The sequence below is a fragment of the Marivita sp. genome (assembly GCF_051859345.1).
In the GTDB taxonomy this organism is placed as follows: domain Bacteria; phylum Pseudomonadota; class Alphaproteobacteria; order Rhodobacterales; family Rhodobacteraceae; genus Marivita.
Map to the genome: position 1 here is coordinate 102713 of NZ_JBHYFV010000009.1, position 19903 is coordinate 122615.

Here is a 19903-nt window from a genome sequence, read left to right on the forward strand (position 1 = left end):
CTTGTCCGGGGTTTGGCAATATCAAGACGGATGTTTCCAGGCGTCCCGATGCGTCAACGCATCGTCGATTTTCCGTCAACGGAAAATCCGCGCGTCATTCCAGCGTCGATCAGGGTCAGTCGGCGCGCGCTTCGGCACGGGATTTGCCCGAGACGTTCTGCGCAAGGGTCGACGCCATGAAGGGATCAAGGTCGCCGTCAAGCACACCTTTGGTATCCGATGTCTCGTGCCCGGTACGCAGGTCTTTGACCATCTGATAAGGCTGCAAGACGTAGGATCGGATCTGGTTGCCCCAGCCAGCATCGCCCTTGGCCTCGTGTGCGGCGTTGATCGCCTCGTTGCGACGGTCGAGTTCAAGCTGGTACAGCCGTGACTTCAGAGCCTTCATCGCGATGTCGCGGTTCTGGTGCTGTGATTTCTCGGAACTGGTCACGACGATTCCGGTGGGCGCATGGGTGATCCGTACCGCGGAATCGGTTGTGTTGACGTGCTGGCCCCCTGCCCCGGACGACCGATATGTGTCGATGCGGATGTCAGCGGGGTTCACTTCGATCTCGATATTGTCGTCCACCACGGGATAGACCCAGACCGAACAGAACGACGTGTGCCGCTTGGCAGCGCTGTCAAAGGGCGAAATGCGGACAAGCCGATGGACACCGGATTCCGACTTCAGCCAGCCATAGGCGTTCGGGCCGGAAATCTTGTAGGCGGCCGATTTGATGCCGGCCTCTTCGCCCGGAGTCTCGGCCTGCTTTTCAACCTCGTACCCATGCTGTTCGGCCCAGCGGACATACATCCGTGCAAGCATGTTGGCCCAGTCGCAGGATTCTGTCCCACCCGCACCAGAGTTGATTTCGAGGAACGTGTCATTGCCATCCGCTTCACCATCCAGCAACGCCTCGAGCTCTTTCTTTGCGGCCTTGTCCGCCAGCGCCTTGAGCGCGTTCTCGGCGTCGGTGACAACCTCCTGGTCCTCTTCCATCTCGCCCAGTTGGATCATTTCGACATTGTCGGACAGATCCTGCTTGATCGAGGTGTAGGTCTCGATCGCGTCGACCAGCATCTGGCGGTCGCGCATCAGCTTTTGGGCGGCGGCCGGATCGTCCCACAGGTTCGGGTCTTCGACACGCGCGTTGAATTCTTCCAGACGATGCTGGGCGGTTTCCCAATCCAGACGCTGCTCCAGCAGGTTCACGGACTTTTCGATCTGTTCAACGATATTCTGGATTTCAGCGCGCATCGGCGATCCTGTTTGCTCGGGCCTTGGTCACGACCTGATAAACCAGCGCCGCGACCCCTTCAAGGCAGCGTCGCTTTAGAGAGACAAGGCGTGATGTCAGTAAAGACCGCCAGAGCTTAGCGTCCCAAAGGAGGCTTTCGGGCCGACAAGCCCTGTTCCACCACTTGATGTCGTCACCTGTTTGGACGCCGCGCTGCCTTCGTTATAGAGCTCGAAGTTGGACCCCATGGCAAAACCGCCATCAAACTGGATGCCAAAGATCGGCTCTTCGCCCTGACGGAAACATTCGGCCACGACGTTGTCACCGCTGGCACTATCGGAAAGCCGCGCGCCGGTGTTGCGGTCGATCTTGATGAACTGGCAACTGTCCGGAGTGCGGAATTTGCTCCCGCCGAACTTTGCAACGGCCTTCTGCATGAACGCGTTGAAAACCGGTCCACACATGCCCCCCCCCGACGCTCCAGATCCAAGGCCGCGAGGTTGGTCGAACCCGATATAGCACCCGGCCACGATATTAGACGTGAAGCCGATGAACCAAACGTCTTTCGCGTCATTGGTGGTGCCGGTCTTGCCAGCGGTCGGAACAGGCAGGCTGACAGCACTGCGCGCGGTACCGCGTTCGACGACACCCTGCAGCATCGACGTCAACTGGTAGGCCGTGACCGCATCCATCACACGTTCACGATTGCTCCGCACGGTCGGGCCCTGACCCGCCTGCAGGCTCGCCAGCGTGCAATCTTCGCAGACGCGCTGGTCGTGTTTGTAAACGGTATTGCCATAGCGGTCCTGCACGCGGTCAACCAATGTCGGCTCGACCCGCTCACCGCCATTGGCAAACATCGCATAGGCCGCGACCATCTTGTACAATGTGGTTTCATCCGCCCCGAGCGCGTTGGCCAGAACCCGGCCCATATTGTCGTAGACACCGAATTTTTCGGCATAGCGCCCAACCGTGTCCATGCCGACCTCTTGTGCAAGACGGATGGTCATCAGGTTCCGCGACTGCTCGATCCCGGTGCGCAACGGGGTCGGTCCATAGAACCGGTTCGACGCATTCTTCGGGCGCCAGACACCTTGGGGCGTGTTGATCTCGATTGGCGCATCGACGACGATGGTGGCCGGGGAATACCCGCTGTCGAGCGCTGCCGCATAGACAAAGGGTTTAAAGCTTGATCCCGGCTGTCGCTGCGCCTGTGTTGCGCGGTTGAAGACCGAATGCTGATAGCTGAACCCGCCCTGCATCGCGACGACACGACCGGTGTTCACATCCATCGCCATAAACGCGCCCTGCACCTGCGGCACCTGCCGCAGGGTCCAGCGGATAAAGCTGCCATCATTGTCAGCCGTCATGCGGCGCACATGCACCACATCCCCGACGTCGACCAGATCACCCGCCACCTGTCCCCGACGCCCCAAAGATCCGTCTTCGTTACGCTTGCGCGCCCATTCGACGTCTCTGGCGGGAACCCAGTGACCGTCCTCATCATCAGGCACACCTTCGATACCGATACGCGCATCGTTCTCGCCCACTTCAAGCACCACTGCCGGGTACCACGGGTTTTCCAGCCGAATGTCGCGCGCGATGGCGACGGTGCCCAACGCCTCGCGCCAGGCGGTGCTGTCCGTCAGCATGTCAGCAGGAATCTTTTCACCGGTGCCGCGCCAGACGCCTTGAGAACGGTCATAAAGCTCGAGCGCGCGCTGAAGCGCGTCTTCGGCTTCGACCTGAAGTTCGGGGTCAAGCGTGGCGCGCACGCTGAGGCCACCCGAGAAAAATTCGCCTTCCCCAAAATCCACGCTCAATTGGCGGCGAATTTCATCCGTGAAGTAGTTGCGCGGCGGAAGCGCATCGCGGAACGGGGCATAATCGCCGTTCTGAACGGATTTGAGCGGCAGCGCGACTTCGGTTTCATAGGTCTGTTCGTCGATGAAGCCATTCTCGAGCATCTCTTTCAGAACGAAATTCCGACGCGCCAGCAGACGATCCTTGCGGCGCACGGGATGAAAATCCGACGGAGCCTTGGGCAAAGACGCCAGCATCGCAGCCTCGTGCGGCGCCAATTCCACCAACGATTTGTTGAAATACGTCTGCGCCGCCGCCGTCACGCCATACGAGTTCTGGCCAAGGAAAATCTCGTTCATGTAAAGTTCGAGGATCTTGTCCTTGCTCAGGGTGTCCTCGATCCGCGACGCAAGGATGATTTCCTTGATCTTGCGCTCCACCTGGCGATCACCGGACAACAGGAAGTTCTTCATCACCTGTTGGGTAATGGTCGACGCCCCGCGCACATCCTGCCCGCGCGACGCAACGGCATCGAATGCCGCCGCAGCGATCCCGCGCAGGTCATAGCCTTTGTGTTCGTAGAAATTCTTGTCTTCCGCCGAAATGAACGCCTCTTTGACCAGATCGGGGATTTCATTGGCCGGTGTGAACAGGCGACGTTCCTGCGCGAATTCGTCAATGATCCGCCCCTCGACCGAATAAATCCGGCTGATTGTCGGCGGCGTGTATTGCGCCAGGCTTTCATGGCTGGGCAGATCGCGCCCATACATCCAGAACACTCCGCCCACGCCAAGCGCGACCATCATCATCCCCATGGTGATGAGTGTGAAGATCGCGCCAAAGAAAGACAGGATAAATCTGGTCACCGCGTGCCCCTGTTTCAGTTGTCTACCCCTACAAAATCGAGGGCTGATGGTCAAAACACATTGCTGTTCGAACCGGCGTTCCGTTGCCTATGACGCAGGGTCATTTGGCGATGTCAGTTGCGTCGAAGCGGCTCCAGCGCGGTATCTTCATTGCGCCAGTCGATCAAGCCGTCCCGAATTCCGGCAGCCATGCCCTGCCGCCAGATCGGATCACTCAGGTTTTTCAGGTCGGTATCGGTCGATAGAAACCCGACCTCCAAAAGAACGGACGGAATATCCGCAGCCTTCAGGACAGAGAAACCCGCGCTGCGCATCGGGCGTTTGTGCACACGCCCCACGGCGTTCTGGATGCCCTTCAGCATATGCTGCGCCAACGCTTCGCTGCGTGGAGCGTTTTCCAGACGGGCAAGGCTCATCAACACATTGGCCACCCGGTCGTCGGACTGACTGAGGTCAACCCCCGCCAGCAGATCATTCCGGTCGTGCCGTTCCGCCAATGCCGCTGACGCCGCGTCCGAGGCATCATCCGACAGCGTGTAGACAGCCGCACCGCGGGCTTCGCCTTCGGCCAGTGCGTCGGCATGAAGCGAGATGAACACATTTGCCCCCGCGTCCCGCGCCCGCGCGACGCGGGCCTCGAGCGACACAAAATAATCACCATCCCGCGTCAGGGCGACATCAAAGCCCCCCGCCCGACGCAGCACCTCCTGCAATTCCCGTGCAAAGGTCAGCATCAGGTCCGCCTCACGCACCTCTCCGCGTTCAGCACCGGGATCTATGCCGCCATGTCCGGGATCAAGCACAACCATCAGCCGTTCGGGATCGCGCGGCATTGGTTTGATGATCTGCGCCGCTTGCGGCAGATCCCAACGCGGATCGCGCGGCGCGCCGGACTCTGCTGCAAACGCGGCCTGGTCAGTGGACGTCAGCAAGACGGAAATCGTTGCAGCACCCGTCGTTGTGTCCGTCAACAGTTCCGCACTGTCGATGATCATGGGTTCGGCCAATGCTGCCACAAGCCGCGACCACCCCGGACGATAGCCGCCTGTCCGCAAGGTCGTCACGCGATCGGCGTCAACCAGCGACTGCGGGTCCACCTCGCCCCATTGAACTTCGCGGAAATCCATCACCAGCCGGTTCGGATCGGTCAGCGTAAACACCCGCCACGGCACGCCCTGGCTTATTTCGAGGCGCAGTTCGGCCCCGTGTCGACGATCTGTGATCGACCCATCTTCAAAACGCGCCAGCGCGCCAAGGTCTTGTGATTGCAATGGCGCTGCCAGAAAACCCGACAGCACACAGGCCAGAACCAGTTTCAGAACACCGCTCATTTTCTCACCATGGCCTCTGATCGGGCCTTTGGGGAGATCATACCGGATTCGGTGGTCCGAGGACAGTCTGTATACAATCAGTCGATATGCCCCTGCTCGCGCATGAAACGACTCAGACGGTCAAGCCCTTCGATGATGTCTTCGGTCGAGCGCGCATAGGAGAACCGCAATGTCCCGCCACCACGCACCGGATCGAAATCAAGCCCCGGAGTCACGGCAACCCCCGCCTCGTCAAGTATCGCACGGGCAAAAGCACGGCTGTCCTTGGTGAGATGCGCAATATCGGCGTAGACATAGAACGCGCCATCGGGTGGCGCGATGCGATCAAAGCCCGCCCTGGGCAGACCTTCGATCATCAGGCGGCGGTTCTCGCGATAAACAGCCATGTTCGACTCAAGTTCATCCCCCGCATCCATCGCGGCCAAGGCCGCTACCTGAGCCGCATGCGGCGCACAGATGAACATGTTTTGCGCCAGCCGTTCGACCTGCCGCACATTGGCCTCGGGCATCACCAGCCAGCCAACGCGCCAGCCGGTCATGCTAAAATACTTGGAGAAGGAGTTGATGACACAGACATCATCGCTGACTTCCAATGCCGTGACGGCTTTGTGGTCGTATTCTATCCCGTGGTAAATCTCGTCCGACAGAAAGGCCGCGCCCTTGTCCTGAGCCACATCGACCAGTGCGCCAAGCGCGTCCTTGTTCAGCATGGTCCCGGTCGGATTGGCGGGCGAGGCCACCATCATGCCCTGACAGTCGATGCCCTCAAGGTCCGACGGCTCGAGTTGAAACCGCGCCTCGGCGCGGGTCTGCACCTCGACCGGTTTCAGGCTCAGCGATTTCATGATCTGGCGATAAGACGGATAGCCCGGCGCCCCCAGCGCAATCCGGTCCCCGGCATCGAAGAGCGCGGTGAAGGCAAGAATGAACCCCCCCGACGATCCGGGTGTGACCACCACCCGCGCCGGGTCAAGATCGACATTGTACCAGTCGCCGTAAAGCCGCGCGATCCGTCGGCGCAACCGAGGAAGCCCAAGCGCGACCGTATAGCCAAGCGGATCATCGCGCATTGCCGCAACGAGGCTCTCGCGCGCCAGAACAGGGGCCGGAGTGCCCGGTTGGCCCACTTCCATATGGATGATGTGACGTCCCGCGTCTTCGGCCTGACGCGCTGCTTCCATGACATCCATCACGATAAAGGGATCAACCGCCCCACGGCTTGAGTTTCGCATCGTTCTCTTCCTACACTGCCCGACAGCAGACCTAGGGGCGAAGGCAGGGCAACGTCAATGTATCACGCAACGCGGCACATGATCCGGGTGACCGGATTGATGCTGTGCCTGACAGCACTGATCGGCGCGGTCCCCGCACGCGCGGCGCAACTGTTGCGCGACGCCGATATCGAATATTCGCTGCAACAACTTGGCGCACCGATTCTGCGCGCTGCGGGTCTGAGTCCAAATCAGGTGCGCATCCTGCTGATCGACGACAACACGTTGAACGCCTTCATTGTCGACACGCAGCACATCTTTATCCACTCGGGCCTTCTGACAAAGCTCGACACCGCCGCGCAGATTCAGGCGGTCATCGCCCATGAGGCGGCCCATATCGCCAACGGACATATCTCGCGCCGGATGGGCAACATGCAGACGGCGCGCACAGCCGCCGGTCTTGGCATGGTGCTCGCGGCAGCGGCCGCGGCGGCCGGTGGCGGTCGCGCGGCGGCAGGTCTTGCGATTGGCGCGCAATCCTCGGCCCTTCGCAACTTTCTGGCTCACACGCGGGCCGAGGAATCCTCGGCCGACATCAGTTCGATCCGCTACCTGGTGCGCGCCGGTGTCGATCCGCAAGGCGCAATCGAGGTGCAAGACCTGTTTCGCGGGCAAGAAGCCCTGTCAGAGCGGCGGCAGGACCCCTACATGCAGTCGCACCCCCTGACCCGCGACCGGTTGCGTGCCCTCAAAGGCCTTGTTGCCGGCGCGTCGGCCCAAACCGCCCCCGATCCGGCAGCCGAGTACTGGTTCGCCCGCGCCAAAGGCAAGCTGACCGCGTTCACCCGCGCCCCAAGCTGGACATTGCGCCGCGCAGACAGCAGCGGTACGGCGGACATCGCCTACATGCGCAAGGCAGTCGCCTATCATCGCCAAAGCGACCTGGGCCGTGCGATCAGCAATATCGACGGCGCGATCGGCTTGCGCCCGAATGATCCGTTCCTGCGCGAACTCAAAGGGCAAATCCTGCTTGAATCCCGCCGTGCCTCGGATGCGGTGGCGGTCTATTCAGCGGCAGCCCGGCTTGCACCGCGCGAACCCCTGATTCTTGGCGGATTGGGACGGGCGTATCTTGCAGCCGGCAATGCCGGAGAGGCGCTGCGCACACTCGAGGCCGCAAGAGGCCGCGATTTCAGCGATGCGCGCATCCTGCGGGATCTGGCCGTCGCTTATGCCAAGACCGGACAGGACGCGATGGCGTCACTTGTGACCGCAGAACGCTATGCGGTGCAGGGTCGGCTCAAGGATGCGGCCATTCACGCAAAACGGGCCGAGGGCGCTTTGCCGCGCGGATCAGGCCCATGGCAACGCGCGCAAGATGTGCTAAGTGCTGCGCAACGCGCCCGATAGCGCCCCAACAGCGTAAAGCCTGATTACTGGAGACACCCATGTTGAAAACCCGCCTCGCCTCATCTTTCGCTGCCCTTGCGCTGGCCACAGGTGTCCAGGCTGCCGACCTTGACCTCGACAATATGTCGGATGCAGACCGTGCCGCCTTTGGCGCTCAGGTGCGCGCCTATCTGCTGGAAAATCCGCAGGTGATCATGGAAGCCGTGCAGGTTCTGGAAGAACGCCAGGCCGCAGAACAGGCGCAGGGCGACGTGTCGCTGGTGGAGAACAACGCCGACGCGATCTTCAATGACGGTTATTCCTGGGTCGGCGGGAACCCGGAAGGCGACGTGACAATCGTCGAATTCTTCGATTACCGGTGCGGCTACTGCCGCCGGGCGCACCCTGAAGTGATGGAACTCCTCGAAAGCGACGGCAACATTCGCTATATCGCCAAGGAGTTTCCGATCCTTGGCGAGAACTCGCTGATTTCGTCGCGCTATGCGTTGGCCGTGCGGGATGTCGCCGGGGAAGAGGCGTATGAAGCCGCCAAGGAAGCCCTGATCGTGTTGAATGCCGAAATGGATGACACTGTCCTGCGCCGCCTGTCCGACACGCTTGGCGTGGATGCGGATGCGGTGATCGCCGCGATGGACAAGGACAGCATCACCGAGCAACTGGCGACCACGCGCGCGCTGGCGCAGACGCTTCAGATCAACGGGACACCGTCCTTCGTGATGGGCGATCAGCTGATCCGGGGCTATGTGCCGCTTGAGGCGATGCAGGAAATCATCGCAGAGGCGCGGTAACTGCGATATCAATAGGATTTGGTGGATTTCTCTCGGTCGACAATTTGAACCGTACCGCCCTCATCCATGACGACCGTATAGGTAATCAGGTCTATTCTCTCTTCACGAGAGATAGCAACTGTGTATTTCCATGTCGCGTCTTGGGTAATGGACGATATACCGCCACCGTCAAGCCCAGTATAGGTCTCTGAAATATCACGCAAAATTGCTTCGATCACGCACCGTGACGTTTCAACGGGAGTACTTCCGCATTCCTTCATAATGCCTCCAAGAGCTTGATTGTACAGCACAAGGCTGATGAGCAGAGCCATAGCGGCCAAACGGGTCATCGCGATGGTCTTCGTGTAATCGCTTGCCCAAGTCGTGCTTCTTCGAGGGTTCGCGGATAATGACGGACCATTTTTGCCGACCAATCTGATGTTGTGGGGTCAGGTTGCGGCCCGCCGTGCGCATGCGTCAATTGTGCTCGCAACTCTCGGTTTTGAGACGGACTTCTTACAGTACCTTTGCCTGTAATGTCTGAAATGGCCCATCGCCAAGGGAACGCATGTTCCGCATACAACGACATTCCCGAGCCCATAACGGAATGCATGTCATGATCGGAGGTTCCGTAGCACGCATCGGCATTCGTGTCGTCTCCTCTCCCCTGTGGACACGCAGCAGAACCTTGTGTGGCATGTCCCATACCCAACAAGTGTCCAATTTCATGTACATGGGCGCGTTGAAGCACCGATGCTCCAGTACTGTCTGTGTCTTTAGGCGTTGGACGAGTGTCGTTGCTATCGTACAAACTTGAATGTGATCCAAAAAATGACTCGGATGGGTCAAGCCTTACAACGTCAATCGTGTGGTGATGTGAGCCCCCGGCAGTCACGTCCGACCCATTTAGTCGAAAGCGACAATAAACGTTTGCGCGGTAAGTCTGCCCATCTTCATATTCAAGCCAGGTGGGGAAATTGTTTACCAACCAGAATTTCCCGTTCCAAAAAGACTGTGCAGACTGCACGAAGTTCGACTTCCACCTGCTCCAACTACCAGCTGTCCAACGCACGATACTCCGTGCGGTTCTCGCTGGGTCGCCATAGTCATGATATGTACCGGAAGCAGCGCCACCAGCCGGATTGATTTGCCGAAATCCCAATCGCATCGTCAAAGTCAGATTCGCGTTATTGAAGCGGTCGCACACGGTCGCATCAAGTTCTGCGTCGTATTTCGCATATCTTTTTGTGGTTTTGACCACACGTCGAACAGGGGTTAATGCCATGATAAATGCCGAACAATAGCTAAAAATGCAGAAAAATAACGTGATATATCGTGCGCGACGACACGTCATTTTACAAGTCAAAATGAATGGCTTCTGTTCAAGATAATTGCACAGGCCGCTAATAGTTCGTTCGTCAGTTGGGTAGGATAAACTACTCCGCCGCTTCTTGCGCGCTGACGGAGTCCAGTTCCGCCGCCTTCTTTTCGACCTCTTCGACGATGTGATCGACCATCTGCTCGTTCGACATCTTGTGGCTTTGCGCACCGGCCAGATAGACCATCCCGAACCCGTTGCCGCCACCGGTAAAACCAACATCGGTCATCAGCGCTTCGCCCGGACCGTTCACCACACACCCGATGATCGAAAGGCTCATCGGGGTCTTGATATGCTCAAGCCGTTTTTCCAAAGTTTCGACCGTCTTGATCACGTCAAAGCCCTGCCGTGCGCAGGACGGGCAGGAGATGATGTTCACGCCGCGATGGCGCAGGCCAAGCGACTTGAGAATCTCGTAGCCGACCTTCACCTCTTCGATTGGGTCGGCGGACAGGGACACGCGGATCGTGTCACCAATGCCCATCCACAGAAGATTGCCCAGACCGATCGCCGATTTGATCGTGCCCGAGGTCAGACCACCCGCCTCGGTGATGCCAAGGTGAATCGGGGCATCCGTGGCCTCGGCAAGTTGCTGATAAGCCGCCGCTGCCATAAACACGTCAGACGCCTTGCAGCTGATCTTGAACTCGTGGAAATCATTGTCCTGCAGGATCTTGATGTGATCCAATCCGGATTCCACCATCGCATCCGGACATGGTTCTCCGTACTTTTCGAGCAGGTGTCGTTCGAGCGACCCGGCATTCACGCCGATCCGGATCGAACAATTGTTATCCCGCGCGGCCTTGATGACGTCCTTCACCCGCGATTCGGATCCGATATTTCCGGGGTTGATCCGCAGGCAGGCCGCCCCCGCTTCTGCCGCTTCGATGCCGCGCTTGTAGTGGAAATGGATGTCCGCAACGATGGGCACCGGGCTTTCCCGCACGATTTGCTTGAGGGCTTTGGAACTGTCTTCATCCGGAATCGAAATGCGCACGATATCGGCACCCGCGTCGGCGGCCGCCTGAACCTGCGCCAGCGTCGCCTTTACATCCGGGGTCAACGTATTGGTCATCGTCTGAACGGTGATCGGCGCATCGCCCCCGACCGGCACATTGCCCACCATGATCTGGCGCGAGGTGCGACGGTAGATGTTGCGCCACGGGCGGATGTGATTGAGGCTCATACAGCTCTCCTTCGGCAGGAAGTGTCAACCAAACGGTACAGTTTTTCCAACAATATAGCTAGGCCCGCCGAACGGGTGCTTCAAGCCGGGAAAAGGGTGATACCGTGTTTAGTCGGTGGCCAGCGGCAAGGTCAGTTCGGCAACGACGCGGGCGAGATCGCTGTCCGCTTCGATCGAGGCCACAGAATAGGTCTGTGACAGCTCATCCACGGACAGGGCCAAGTTGGATGTGACCGATCCGCGTGCGCCTGCCGGACCGTATGTCTGGCCGTTCATCGCAAAGTAGATCGCCCCGGATTCACCAACACGCAGGGTCGGCGGTTCCTCGGTTGCGGGCACTTCGTAGATGTCGCCTGCGTTCATGATCGTCTCGAAGATCACGCTGCCATCTGCCGCCCGTACCCGAATCCACGCAGGCCGCACCGCCACAAGCGTGACGCCCGGCGCGCTGTCTTCCAGGATCTTCGGCTGCCCGATGCTGGGCTGCGTGATGTCTTTGCCAAGCTCTGCCAGAACGCGCGTCAGGTCAGCATCGCTTTGCAGGTTTGCAGGCTCAAGTGCCGCCGCCAGCGTCGGGCCATCCAGTGGCAGATCCGACGTGACCGTGCCCGAAGGACCAACCGGGCCCACAGTCTGACCATTGACCGCAAGGTAAAGCGCACCGCTTTCCCCGACATTCAAAAGCGCATCGGCCTGCGACGCCGGTACTGTCCAGGTCTCACCTTCTGCCATTACCTTTTCAAACAGGATGGACTGGTCCCCGCCACGCACCCGCACCCATGCAGGACGTGCCGCGATCAGGGTGACACCGTTTGTCGGAAAAGCCCCGGTCGAGGCCAGCCGCGCGGCGGCCGCGCTGTCAGCGGGTTCAAGATCAATTGATGGCAGGTCCTGATTGGCGATCTGGGCAAACGCCCCGACACTATTGGGATCAAGCGTCGAAATCGGCGCATCACGGGCGACCAGCACAGGCACGTCAAGCGCTTGTGGGCGGTACAGGCGATCAAACGCATCGACGCTGGCGGGGGGCGTGAAGACACCCGCCGCGGCCCCGGCATCTGCAACGCTTGCGTTTTGGTCGGTGGATTCATTCGATTGGGTCTGCGTCTGAAGCGGATCCAGATCGGACAGGACAACGGGCGTCTGGTCCACCGGTGCCAGCTGAACGCGCTGCACCTCTTGCAGGACCGTGTAACCGCCATAACCGAGCCCGCCCAGAAGCAGGAGCAGGACCAGCGTTGATCCAATCGCGCCTGGTTCGATGCGCGACAGAAGGGAATCGTTGCTAGGTGCAAACGGCAGCGCGGGTTGCGAGAACGGATCACGCGCCGGCACTGTCGCGACCGGAAGATCGGCCTTCTTGCGCGAAGACGCAGCGTCTGACATGCCGTGTGCAGTTTCAAAACCGCTTTCGGCGCAGAACACCGCGTAGGTGTCGTCCGGGTCCATGCCGAGATAGCGCGCATAGGATCGCACATATCCCGCGATAAAGCCCGGCGTGTCAAAGGCTGTCGGATCGCAGTTTTCGATGGCGGCGATATAGCTCGCCTTGATGCGCAGTTCGCGTTGCACATCCAAAAGCGATTTGCCAAGGGTGGCGCGTTCCCCTCGCATGACATCCCCAAGCCTGAGTTCGAAATCATCGAACCCGCGCGGTTTTGGTACAATCTTGTCGTGCGATGATTTTGGGGATTTCCGCCCAATCATACTCGCTGCCCCTTGCCGTTCTTACCGTCTACACGCTGCCTGCGTCGCGCGTACCAGGTGAGTCGAGTCGCGCGTTTTATTACCAATACGCTAGCATACGACAAGGTTTATTACACTGATTCCGAACGTTAAGCGCTAAGTTCGGCGCGATTCAGCGCACAATGCGCCCAAAGTTCGTCCATGGCCTGCACCAAAGTGTCGATCTCTTTCGCACCATGGACCGGCGACGGTGTGAAACGCAGTCGTTCCGTCCCACGCGGCACGGTCGGATAGTTGATCGGCTGAACATAGATTCCGAACCGCTCGAGCATCATGTCCGACATTTGCTTGGTGTGGACCGGATCACCGACGATGACCGGGATGATGTGGCTGCCATGATCCACAATCGGCAGACCAAGGCCTTTAAGGCGCATTTTCAGAATCTTCGCCTGAAGCTGGTGTTGATCCCGCAGGCTTTGGTCCGTCTTGAGATGCGCAACCGAGGCCGCTGCACCTGCGGCAACAGCCGGCGGCAAAGAGGTCGTGAAGATAAAGCCGGGAGCATAAGAACGGATCGCGTCGCACATCTTTTCGGATGCCGCGATATAGCCTCCCATTACACCATAGGCCTTGGCCAACGTGCCATTGATGATGTCGATCCGGCCCATGAGCCCGTCACGTTCGGCAACCCCCGCCCCGCGCGGTCCATACATGCCAACGGCGTGGACTTCGTCGATATAGGTCAGCGCCCCGAATTCATCAGCAAGATCACAGATGGCTTCGATCGGACCAAAATCGCCATCCATTGAATAGATCGATTCAAAGGCGATCACCTTGGGGGCTTCGGGATCATCGGCGGCAAGCAGTTCGCGCAGATGATCAAGATCATTGTGCCGGAAGATGCGCTTGGCCCCGCCATTGCGGCGCACACCTTCGATCATCGAGGCATGGTTCAGCGCGTCTGAATAGATGATCAGCCCCGGAAACAGCTTGGGCAGCGTCGAAAGCGTCGCGTCGTTCGCGATGTAGGCCGAGGTAAACAGCAGCGCCGCTTCCTTCTGGTGAAGGTCGGCCAGTTCGGCCTCAAGGCGCTTGTGATAAACCGTTGTGCCGGAAATATTGCGTGTACCACCCGAACCAGCGCCGGTTGCATCCAGCGCTTCGTGCATCGCGGCAAGAACAGCCGGGTGCTGACCCATGCCAAGATAGTCATTGCCACACCAGACAGTGATATTTTGCTCGGACCCGTCAGGCTTGCGCCACACGGCGTAAGGGAAGTGACCGTTCTGACGTTCGATATCAATGAATGTCCGGTAACGCCCCTCTTCGTGAAGACGGTTAAGGGCTTGGTCCAGTTGGTCAGTATAGCTCACCGGCGTCTCCTTCAGTCTGCGATCTTGGAAGGCCGTTTCCGTCGCCCCGCGTCGCATTCACGTTTTAGAATGGATATAGGTCACATACCCGCATGACAACGTGCTTAAGGAATGACCAACCGTCGCAGCCTTGATCTGAGTCAAGCCCACGGTCTGTTGCGGGCAAAAGTCCGAAAAAACTACATTTTTTTCACATCATTTCCCGATGCCCCGATTTGTCGGCTGCTCTGGACAGCCGGATCGGCGATGATAGGGTTCCGTCAAATACCAAAAGGAGCCGTGTCCATGTCCGTCGATCCCGTCCTTGTCCGAATTGATTCTGACCTGCCGCAAAGCCTTGAACGGCTCAAGGAGCTGTTGCGTATCCCTTCGATCTCGACCGATCCTGCGTACAAGGCCGATTGCGATCACGCAGCCGACTGGCTGGTGGAGGATCTGAAATCCATCGGCATCGCCGCCTCAAAGCGCGAAACGCCGGGTCATCCGATGGTTGTTGGCCATGTTGACGGTCCCGGCCCTCACCTTTTGTTCTACGGTCATTACGATGTGCAGCCCGTCGATCCGCTGGACCTCTGGGACAATGACCCGTTTGATCCGCAGATCGAAGAAACCGCAAAAGGCCGTGTGATCCGGGGGCGTGGCACCTCTGACGACAAGGGCCAGCTCATGACATTTGTCGAAGCCTGTCGCGCATGGAAGGCCGAACACGGCACCCTGCCCTGCAAGATCACCTTCTTTTTCGAAGGGGAAGAGGAATCAGGTTCTCCGTCGCTAGTGCCGTTCCTCACCGAAAATGCCGAGGAGCTGAAAGCCGATATCGCGCTGATCTGCGATACAGGACTGTATGACAGCCGTGTGCCTGCAATCACCACGATGCTGCGCGGGATGCTGAAAGAAGAAATCACCATCACCGGACCGAGCCGCGATCTGCATTCAGGCATGTATGGCGGCGCGGCGATGAACCCGATCCGCGTTCTGGCCAGGATCATCGCGGCGCTGCATGACGACAACGGCAAGGTGACGGTTCCGGGCTTTTATGACGGCGTGACCGATATTCCCGATGAATTGCGCGAACAATGGGACGCGCTTGGATTCGATCACAAGGCGTTTCTAAAGGATGTCGGCCTGTCCAAACTGGCGGGCGAAGCCGGGCGCAGCGCACTGGAGATGATCTGGGCGCGGCCCACCTGCGAGGTCAACGGCATTGGCGGCGGCTATCAGGGCGCAGGGTTCAAGACAGTTCTGCCTTCCAAGGCCGAAGCCAAGATCAGCTTCCGACTGGTCGGAGACCAGGATCCGGCCGCCATCGACAAAAGCTTCCGCGACATGGTCCGCGAAATGCTGCCCCGCGATTTCGAGGTCACGTTCGACAGCGACGGCGCTGCCCCCGCTTCGGTCATGTCGATCGACAATCCAGCCTTTGAAAAGGCCCGCCACGCCCTGAGCGACGAATGGCCGGACGAAGCGGCCTTTATCGGCAGCGGCGGTTCCATCCCCGTGGCGGGGTATTTTCAGACCCTTCTGGGGACCGAGTCGATGCTGATCGGATTCGGCAAGGATGATGACCAGATCCACAGTCCGAACGAAAAATATGATGTGGAAAGTTTTCACAAGGGCACCCGAAGCTGGGCACGGATTCTGGATGCGCTCAGCAAGCAATAGCACCGGATCGGCAAAGTGACGTGGCGGCAATTGGGCAGGATTTAAGCAATGTTCCGCATATAAACCGCACCGCGCTCCCATTATGGTCACAATTCCTAGCGAATGGTTAACGCCATGAAGAAAACTTTGAAAAAGCAGGATCGCAACGATTTCATGAGCCGCATCGAGCGGCTTGATCCTGCATTTGCGGCGACACCAGTGAAAGCCCGTGATGACCGAAAGCCCTGGGAGCTTGAGAAAAAGACCGCTTTGAAATCCGAAAGCCCGATCATGATGATGGGCTTGGGTTTTGGTCTCGCGCTCACGGCTCTCTTTGTTGCCAACGATCCCGATGCGGTTCAGGCGCTGTTGTTGAAGTCCGGTTGGCCCGCCCAATTCCTGAGCTACGCAACAAACGGGATCTCGATCCTGATCATCGGACTTGTCATATTCTACCTGACCAGCATCATCCGCATCGTGAACCCACGCGCAACAGGCCGTTGGAATGCGGCAGGTCTGGTTGTCGGCGCGGTGGCGGCAGTTGGCGTGACCAATATTGACGAAAGCTACATTCAGGCCGGGTATCAATATGCCGGTATCGAACACCCTGCGGACATCCTGACCCTTGCACAGGTTCACACTGCGGGCTTCACCAATATTGACTGGGCCAGCGTGGTGATGGTTTCATCCTCACCGAAATGACAGACCCGGACAGCTTTGGATCAGACAATCAGGTAATCGCATACGAGGTGGCAGGGAACGGGCCGCCTCTTTTGCTGTTGCACGGCTTTCCGCAAACCCGCGCGATGTGGCGGCCCATCGTGTCTGCCCTTTCGCAGGACTTCACCATCGTCACCGCCGATCTGCGCGGCTATGGGGCCAGCAGCAAACCCGCCACCCCTCCCGAGATGAGCTTCCGATTGATGGCGCAGGACATGGTGTCCCTGATGGACTCACTGGGTCACGCGCGCTTTCATGTTGCGGGCCATGATCGCGGGGCCCGTGCAGCGCATCGCATGGCATTGGATCACCCGGATGCCGTGTCCAGTCTGACCGTGATGGACATCGTGCCGACGGAACACCTGTTGACTCACATGACCACCGATATCGCCAAGGCCTATTATCATTGGCTGTTCCTTGCACAGCCCGAACCGTTCCCTGAAACCATGATCGGGCATGACCCGGATGCCTTTTTCGAACGGTGTCTGCTTGGATTCGGCAAAGCCAGCCTTGATGATTTCGACGCCGATCTATTGACCGAGTACCGCACTGCATGGCGCGACCCTGACTGCATACGGGCCATGTGCCACGATTACCGCGCCGCAATCGAAGTGGACTGGCACCACGACACCCAAGACCTTGCACGCAAGGTCGCTTGCCCCGCATTGGTTCTGTACGGAAAAGACGGGGCCATGGCGCAGTTGCTGGACGTACCCGCAACCTGGGTCGACAGGCTGTCGGATATGCGCCACACGGCGATTGAAGGCGGTCATTTCTTTCCCGACCAGTCCCCGATCGCCACGCACAACGCGCTGCGCCAGTTCCTGATGTCGCTGTAGGACTGGGGGAAAATGGCGCGGTTGACGGGGCTCGAACCCGCGACCCCCGGCGTGACAGGCCGGTACTCTAACCAACTGAGCTACAACCGCTCACTGCCGCCCGCATCTGGGCGTGTCGCGGGTTCTATGGTCAGCGCCCTGCCCCGTCAAGCGCTTTCATCCGCTTTTCCGACGCAAAAATTTCTGCTGTCGAACAGGGCGTTTCGAACCGGTCCGTTGGCCAGCTGTTCGCGTCATTTCTCTGGCAACGGAATGAACTCTCCGTCATCCCCCGGCGGCAGGTGAAACCGTCCATCGGCCCAGTCTTCCCGCCGCCAGGCCTCTTTTGCCTCGTCGATACGCTCTTGCGAGGACGCCACGAAGTTCCACCAGATATAACGCGGGCCTTCCAGCGTCTCACCACCCAGCAACATGAGCCGGGCCCCTTGCGCATCCGCACGCAGCGAAATGCGATCACCGGGTCGGAACACCATCATCTGTCCCGCCTGATAGGTTTCACCAGACACACTCACCGCGCCCTCAACCACATAGACGCCGCGGTCTTCGTGATTGTCCGGCAGGGGAATCGCTGCGCCCGGTTGCAGAACCGCATCGGCATAGAACATCTCGGACGCGGTCTTGACCGGCGCGCGTTCCCCATAGGCAGAGCCAAGGATCAACCGCACCTCTTTACCTTCGCCAGTCATGAACGGCAGGTCCGACGGGTCGGCATGAATGAATTCCGGCGCGCGATCTTCATGGTCTTTTGGCAGGGCAACCCAGGTCTGTATTCCGAAGAACGGCATCGGATCGCGCTGGGTCGCGTCATCCGTCCGTTCCGAATGTGTAATCCCCTGCCCCGCAACCATCCAGTTCACGGCCCCCGGTTCGATCCATTGATCCGTGCCCAGACTGTCCCGGTGATGCATGCGCCCGCGATACAGATAGCTGATCGTGGCGAGTCCGATATGCGGATGCGGGCGGACATCCAGCCCGCGTGACGGCAAGAACTCTGCCGGCCCCATCTGGTCGAAAAAGATGAACGGCCCCACCATCTGACGACGCGGCGCGGGCAAGGCGCGCCGGACCTCAAACCCGCCAAGATCGCGGGCGCGTGGGATGATGACTGTGTCGATTGCGTCCACATCGTCACCTGTCGGGCAATGTGGATCAAGGGCGGGATTCCAGCTCATGTTGGTCACTCCTGTGCTAGTGCAAACACCTAAAGCGCCTCTCGCCCCCAAAAAACACCGATTCCCGGTCGGGTTCTGTGCGTCAATGCACATGAGCCGAAAAGCCGATGCTTTTGCGCCCCGATAACAGTAAATTGTTGAATAAACCCTGCAACTTAAGATTGCTCGAGCCGGAAAGTTTTCTATGCTCGGTAGGTGTGCACTAATCTCTCAAAAGTGTTGATGTGAAAAGACTTATAGAAACAGATTTGCATTTTTGGGACCTGCTGGGTGGGCGGATGTCGTTTTGCATTGCGCAATTTTTCAGGGAACTTGGGCGAAAACGCACACTGGTGTACATGATGCTTAGCCTGATGGTCTTTTACGCAGCAGATCCATCAGGAGCGCGAAACTACGTCCCGCTTTGGTTCAGCCTGATCCTATGGCCTGTGGCCTTTGTATTTTACCTGATCGTTTATCACAGCCAGTTCCTTATCATGGCGGCGGCCTCGCGTCGTCTTCCCCGGCTGCGGGTTCCAACGGCGCTGCTGGGCCTGATCGCCCTGCTTCCGACCGTTGTCTGTTGCCAGGTCTCGGTCACCTACATCAGCGACGGATCCTATCCGCGTGATGTGATGTCGGAATTGATTTTCTACTTCCTGACCGTCCAGGGATTGGAAACCGTGTTCTACCGCTTCATCATGCCCGGCGTACGCGATGAAATCGAAGCGGAATCGCCCGCGCGCCATCTGGTTGTCGGTGGGGAAAAGATAGACCTGTCGACCCTGCTGCATATCGAAGCCCGCGAACATCATGTTCACCTGACATTCGCCAACGCAAAATCGCTTATTCGCGCGCGACTTGGCGACATTGTTGCCCAAACCAAAGCGGAAGACGGGATTCAGCCGCATCGATCATGGTGGGTCGCCAAGGATCCGTCCATCAAGGCCGAACGCAAAGACGGTCGCATGATCCTGCGCCTGCGCGACGATACCGAAGTGCCGGTCGCCCGGACGCGGATCAACGATGTGCTGCACTGGCTGCAGGATCACATCAACCCAATTCGGTAATCAACTGGGATAACGGTCTTTTCGCGGACTGATGGTGGGTGATGAGAGGCTCGAACTCCCGACATCTTCGGTGTAAACGAAGCGCTCTACCAACTGAGCTAATCACCCGCTGGCGTGTGATTAGCCAAGCATTTGCCTGCGCGCAAGCGCTTTTTCCGCTTCAAGCGTTCATGCGTCAAAACGAAAAACACGCAGCCCGGTCAGGACTGCGTGTCAGGAATCATGGTGGGTGATAAGGGATTTGAACCCCT

General features: G+C 58.9%; 15 protein-coding genes and 2 tRNA genes. 6 read left to right on the top strand and 11 right to left on the bottom strand.

Annotation, left to right across the window (positions count from 1 at the left end; translation table 11 throughout):
- Nucleotides 1-115: 115 nt before the first annotated feature.
- The 4 genes from prfB to ACTIEN_RS08495 all read right to left on the bottom strand — a co-directional run bounded on the left by prfB (nt 116) and on the right by ACTIEN_RS08495 (nt 6452).
- Nucleotides 116-1240 (bottom strand): peptide chain release factor 2, encoded by a 1125-nt coding sequence (gene prfB / locus ACTIEN_RS08480; protein WP_439522692.1) that lies wholly within the window; start codon nt 1238-1240, stop codon nt 116-118.
- 96 nt (nt 1241-1336) lie between these two features.
- On the bottom strand, nt 1337-3889 hold the full coding sequence (locus tag ACTIEN_RS08485; RefSeq protein WP_439522693.1) for a penicillin-binding protein 1A: 2553 nt from the start codon (nt 3887-3889) through the stop codon (nt 1337-1339).
- A 113-nt stretch (nt 3890-4002) separates the two neighbouring features.
- The gene (locus ACTIEN_RS08490) at nt 4003-5220 is read right to left on the bottom strand and encodes an N-acetylmuramoyl-L-alanine amidase (RefSeq protein ID WP_439522694.1); all 1218 of its coding nucleotides are present in this window, start codon (nt 5218-5220) and stop codon (nt 4003-4005) included.
- 77 nt (nt 5221-5297) lie between these two features.
- Nucleotides 5298-6452 (bottom strand): pyridoxal phosphate-dependent aminotransferase, encoded by a 1155-nt coding sequence (locus ACTIEN_RS08495; protein WP_439522695.1) that lies wholly within the window; start codon nt 6450-6452, stop codon nt 5298-5300.
- Nucleotides 6453-6509: 57 nt separating this feature from the next.
- On the opposite strand from ACTIEN_RS08495, the gene ACTIEN_RS08500 reads away from it, so the two are divergent.
- Together ACTIEN_RS08500 and ACTIEN_RS08505 are read left to right on the top strand one after the other, a co-directional pair.
- Nucleotides 6510-7841, top strand: coding sequence for a M48 family metalloprotease (locus tag ACTIEN_RS08500; protein ID WP_439522696.1), 1332 nt, complete (start codon nt 6510-6512; stop codon nt 7839-7841).
- Between the two features lie 38 nt (nt 7842-7879).
- The gene (locus ACTIEN_RS08505) at nt 7880-8629 is read left to right on the top strand and encodes a DsbA family protein (protein ID WP_439522697.1); all 750 of its coding nucleotides are present in this window, start codon (nt 7880-7882) and stop codon (nt 8627-8629) included.
- A gap of 8 nt (nt 8630-8637) precedes the next feature.
- Here the strand turns inward: ACTIEN_RS08505 and ACTIEN_RS08510 are convergent, their stop codons facing one another.
- The 4 genes from ACTIEN_RS08510 to hemA all read right to left on the bottom strand — a co-directional run bounded on the left by ACTIEN_RS08510 (nt 8638) and on the right by hemA (nt 14231).
- Entirely contained in the window at nt 8638-8958 is a 321-nt protein-coding gene (locus ACTIEN_RS08510; RefSeq protein ID WP_439522698.1) for a hypothetical protein, read from the bottom strand.
- Between the two features lie 1086 nt (nt 8959-10044).
- Nucleotides 10045-11172, bottom strand: a complete 1128-nt coding sequence (ispG, locus tag ACTIEN_RS08515; protein WP_439522699.1) for a flavodoxin-dependent (E)-4-hydroxy-3-methylbut-2-enyl-diphosphate synthase — start codon at nt 11170-11172, stop codon at nt 10045-10047.
- A 108-nt stretch (nt 11173-11280) separates the two neighbouring features.
- Nucleotides 11281-12879: a helix-turn-helix domain-containing protein gene (locus tag ACTIEN_RS08520; RefSeq protein ID WP_439522700.1), complete on the bottom strand. Its 1599-nt coding sequence runs from the start codon at nt 12877-12879 to the stop codon at nt 11281-11283.
- A 128-nt stretch (nt 12880-13007) separates the two neighbouring features.
- Nucleotides 13008-14231: a 5-aminolevulinate synthase gene (gene hemA, locus ACTIEN_RS08525; protein ID WP_439522701.1), complete on the bottom strand. Its 1224-nt coding sequence runs from the start codon at nt 14229-14231 to the stop codon at nt 13008-13010.
- Nucleotides 14232-14516: 285 nt separating this feature from the next.
- On the opposite strand from hemA, the gene ACTIEN_RS08530 reads away from it, so the two are divergent.
- From ACTIEN_RS08530 to ACTIEN_RS08540, 3 genes are all read left to right on the top strand, one after another.
- On the top strand, nt 14517-15893 hold the full coding sequence (locus tag ACTIEN_RS08530) for a dipeptidase (RefSeq protein WP_439522702.1): 1377 nt from the start codon (nt 14517-14519) through the stop codon (nt 15891-15893).
- Nucleotides 15894-16007: 114 nt separating this feature from the next.
- The gene (locus ACTIEN_RS08535) at nt 16008-16574 is read left to right on the top strand and encodes a hypothetical protein (RefSeq protein WP_439522703.1); all 567 of its coding nucleotides are present in this window, start codon (nt 16008-16010) and stop codon (nt 16572-16574) included.
- On the top strand, nt 16571-17431 hold the full coding sequence (locus ACTIEN_RS08540) for an alpha/beta fold hydrolase (RefSeq protein WP_439522704.1): 861 nt from the start codon (nt 16571-16573) through the stop codon (nt 17429-17431). The genes ACTIEN_RS08535 and ACTIEN_RS08540 overlap by 4 nt, the downstream gene beginning before the upstream one ends.
- Before the next feature lie 13 nt (nt 17432-17444).
- On the opposite strand, the gene ACTIEN_RS08545 is transcribed toward ACTIEN_RS08540, so the two are convergent.
- A tRNA-Asp gene (locus tag ACTIEN_RS08545) sits at nt 17445-17521 on the bottom strand.
- 143 nt (nt 17522-17664) lie between these two features.
- Nucleotides 17665-18603, bottom strand: a complete 939-nt coding sequence (locus ACTIEN_RS08550) for a pirin family protein (RefSeq protein WP_439522705.1) — start codon at nt 18601-18603, stop codon at nt 17665-17667.
- 278 nt (nt 18604-18881) lie between these two features.
- Here ACTIEN_RS08550 and ACTIEN_RS08555 point away from each other — a divergent pair, with 278 nt between their 5' ends.
- Nucleotides 18882-19652 carry a LytTR family DNA-binding domain-containing protein gene (locus ACTIEN_RS08555; protein WP_439522706.1) on the top strand — a complete coding sequence of 257 codons (771 nt, stop codon included), beginning with the start codon at nt 18882-18884 and terminating at the stop codon, nt 19650-19652.
- Nucleotides 19653-19684: 32 nt separating this feature from the next.
- Here the strand turns inward: ACTIEN_RS08555 and ACTIEN_RS08560 are convergent.
- A tRNA-Val gene (locus ACTIEN_RS08560) sits at nt 19685-19760 on the bottom strand.
- Between the last annotated feature and the right edge of the window lie 143 nt (nt 19761-19903).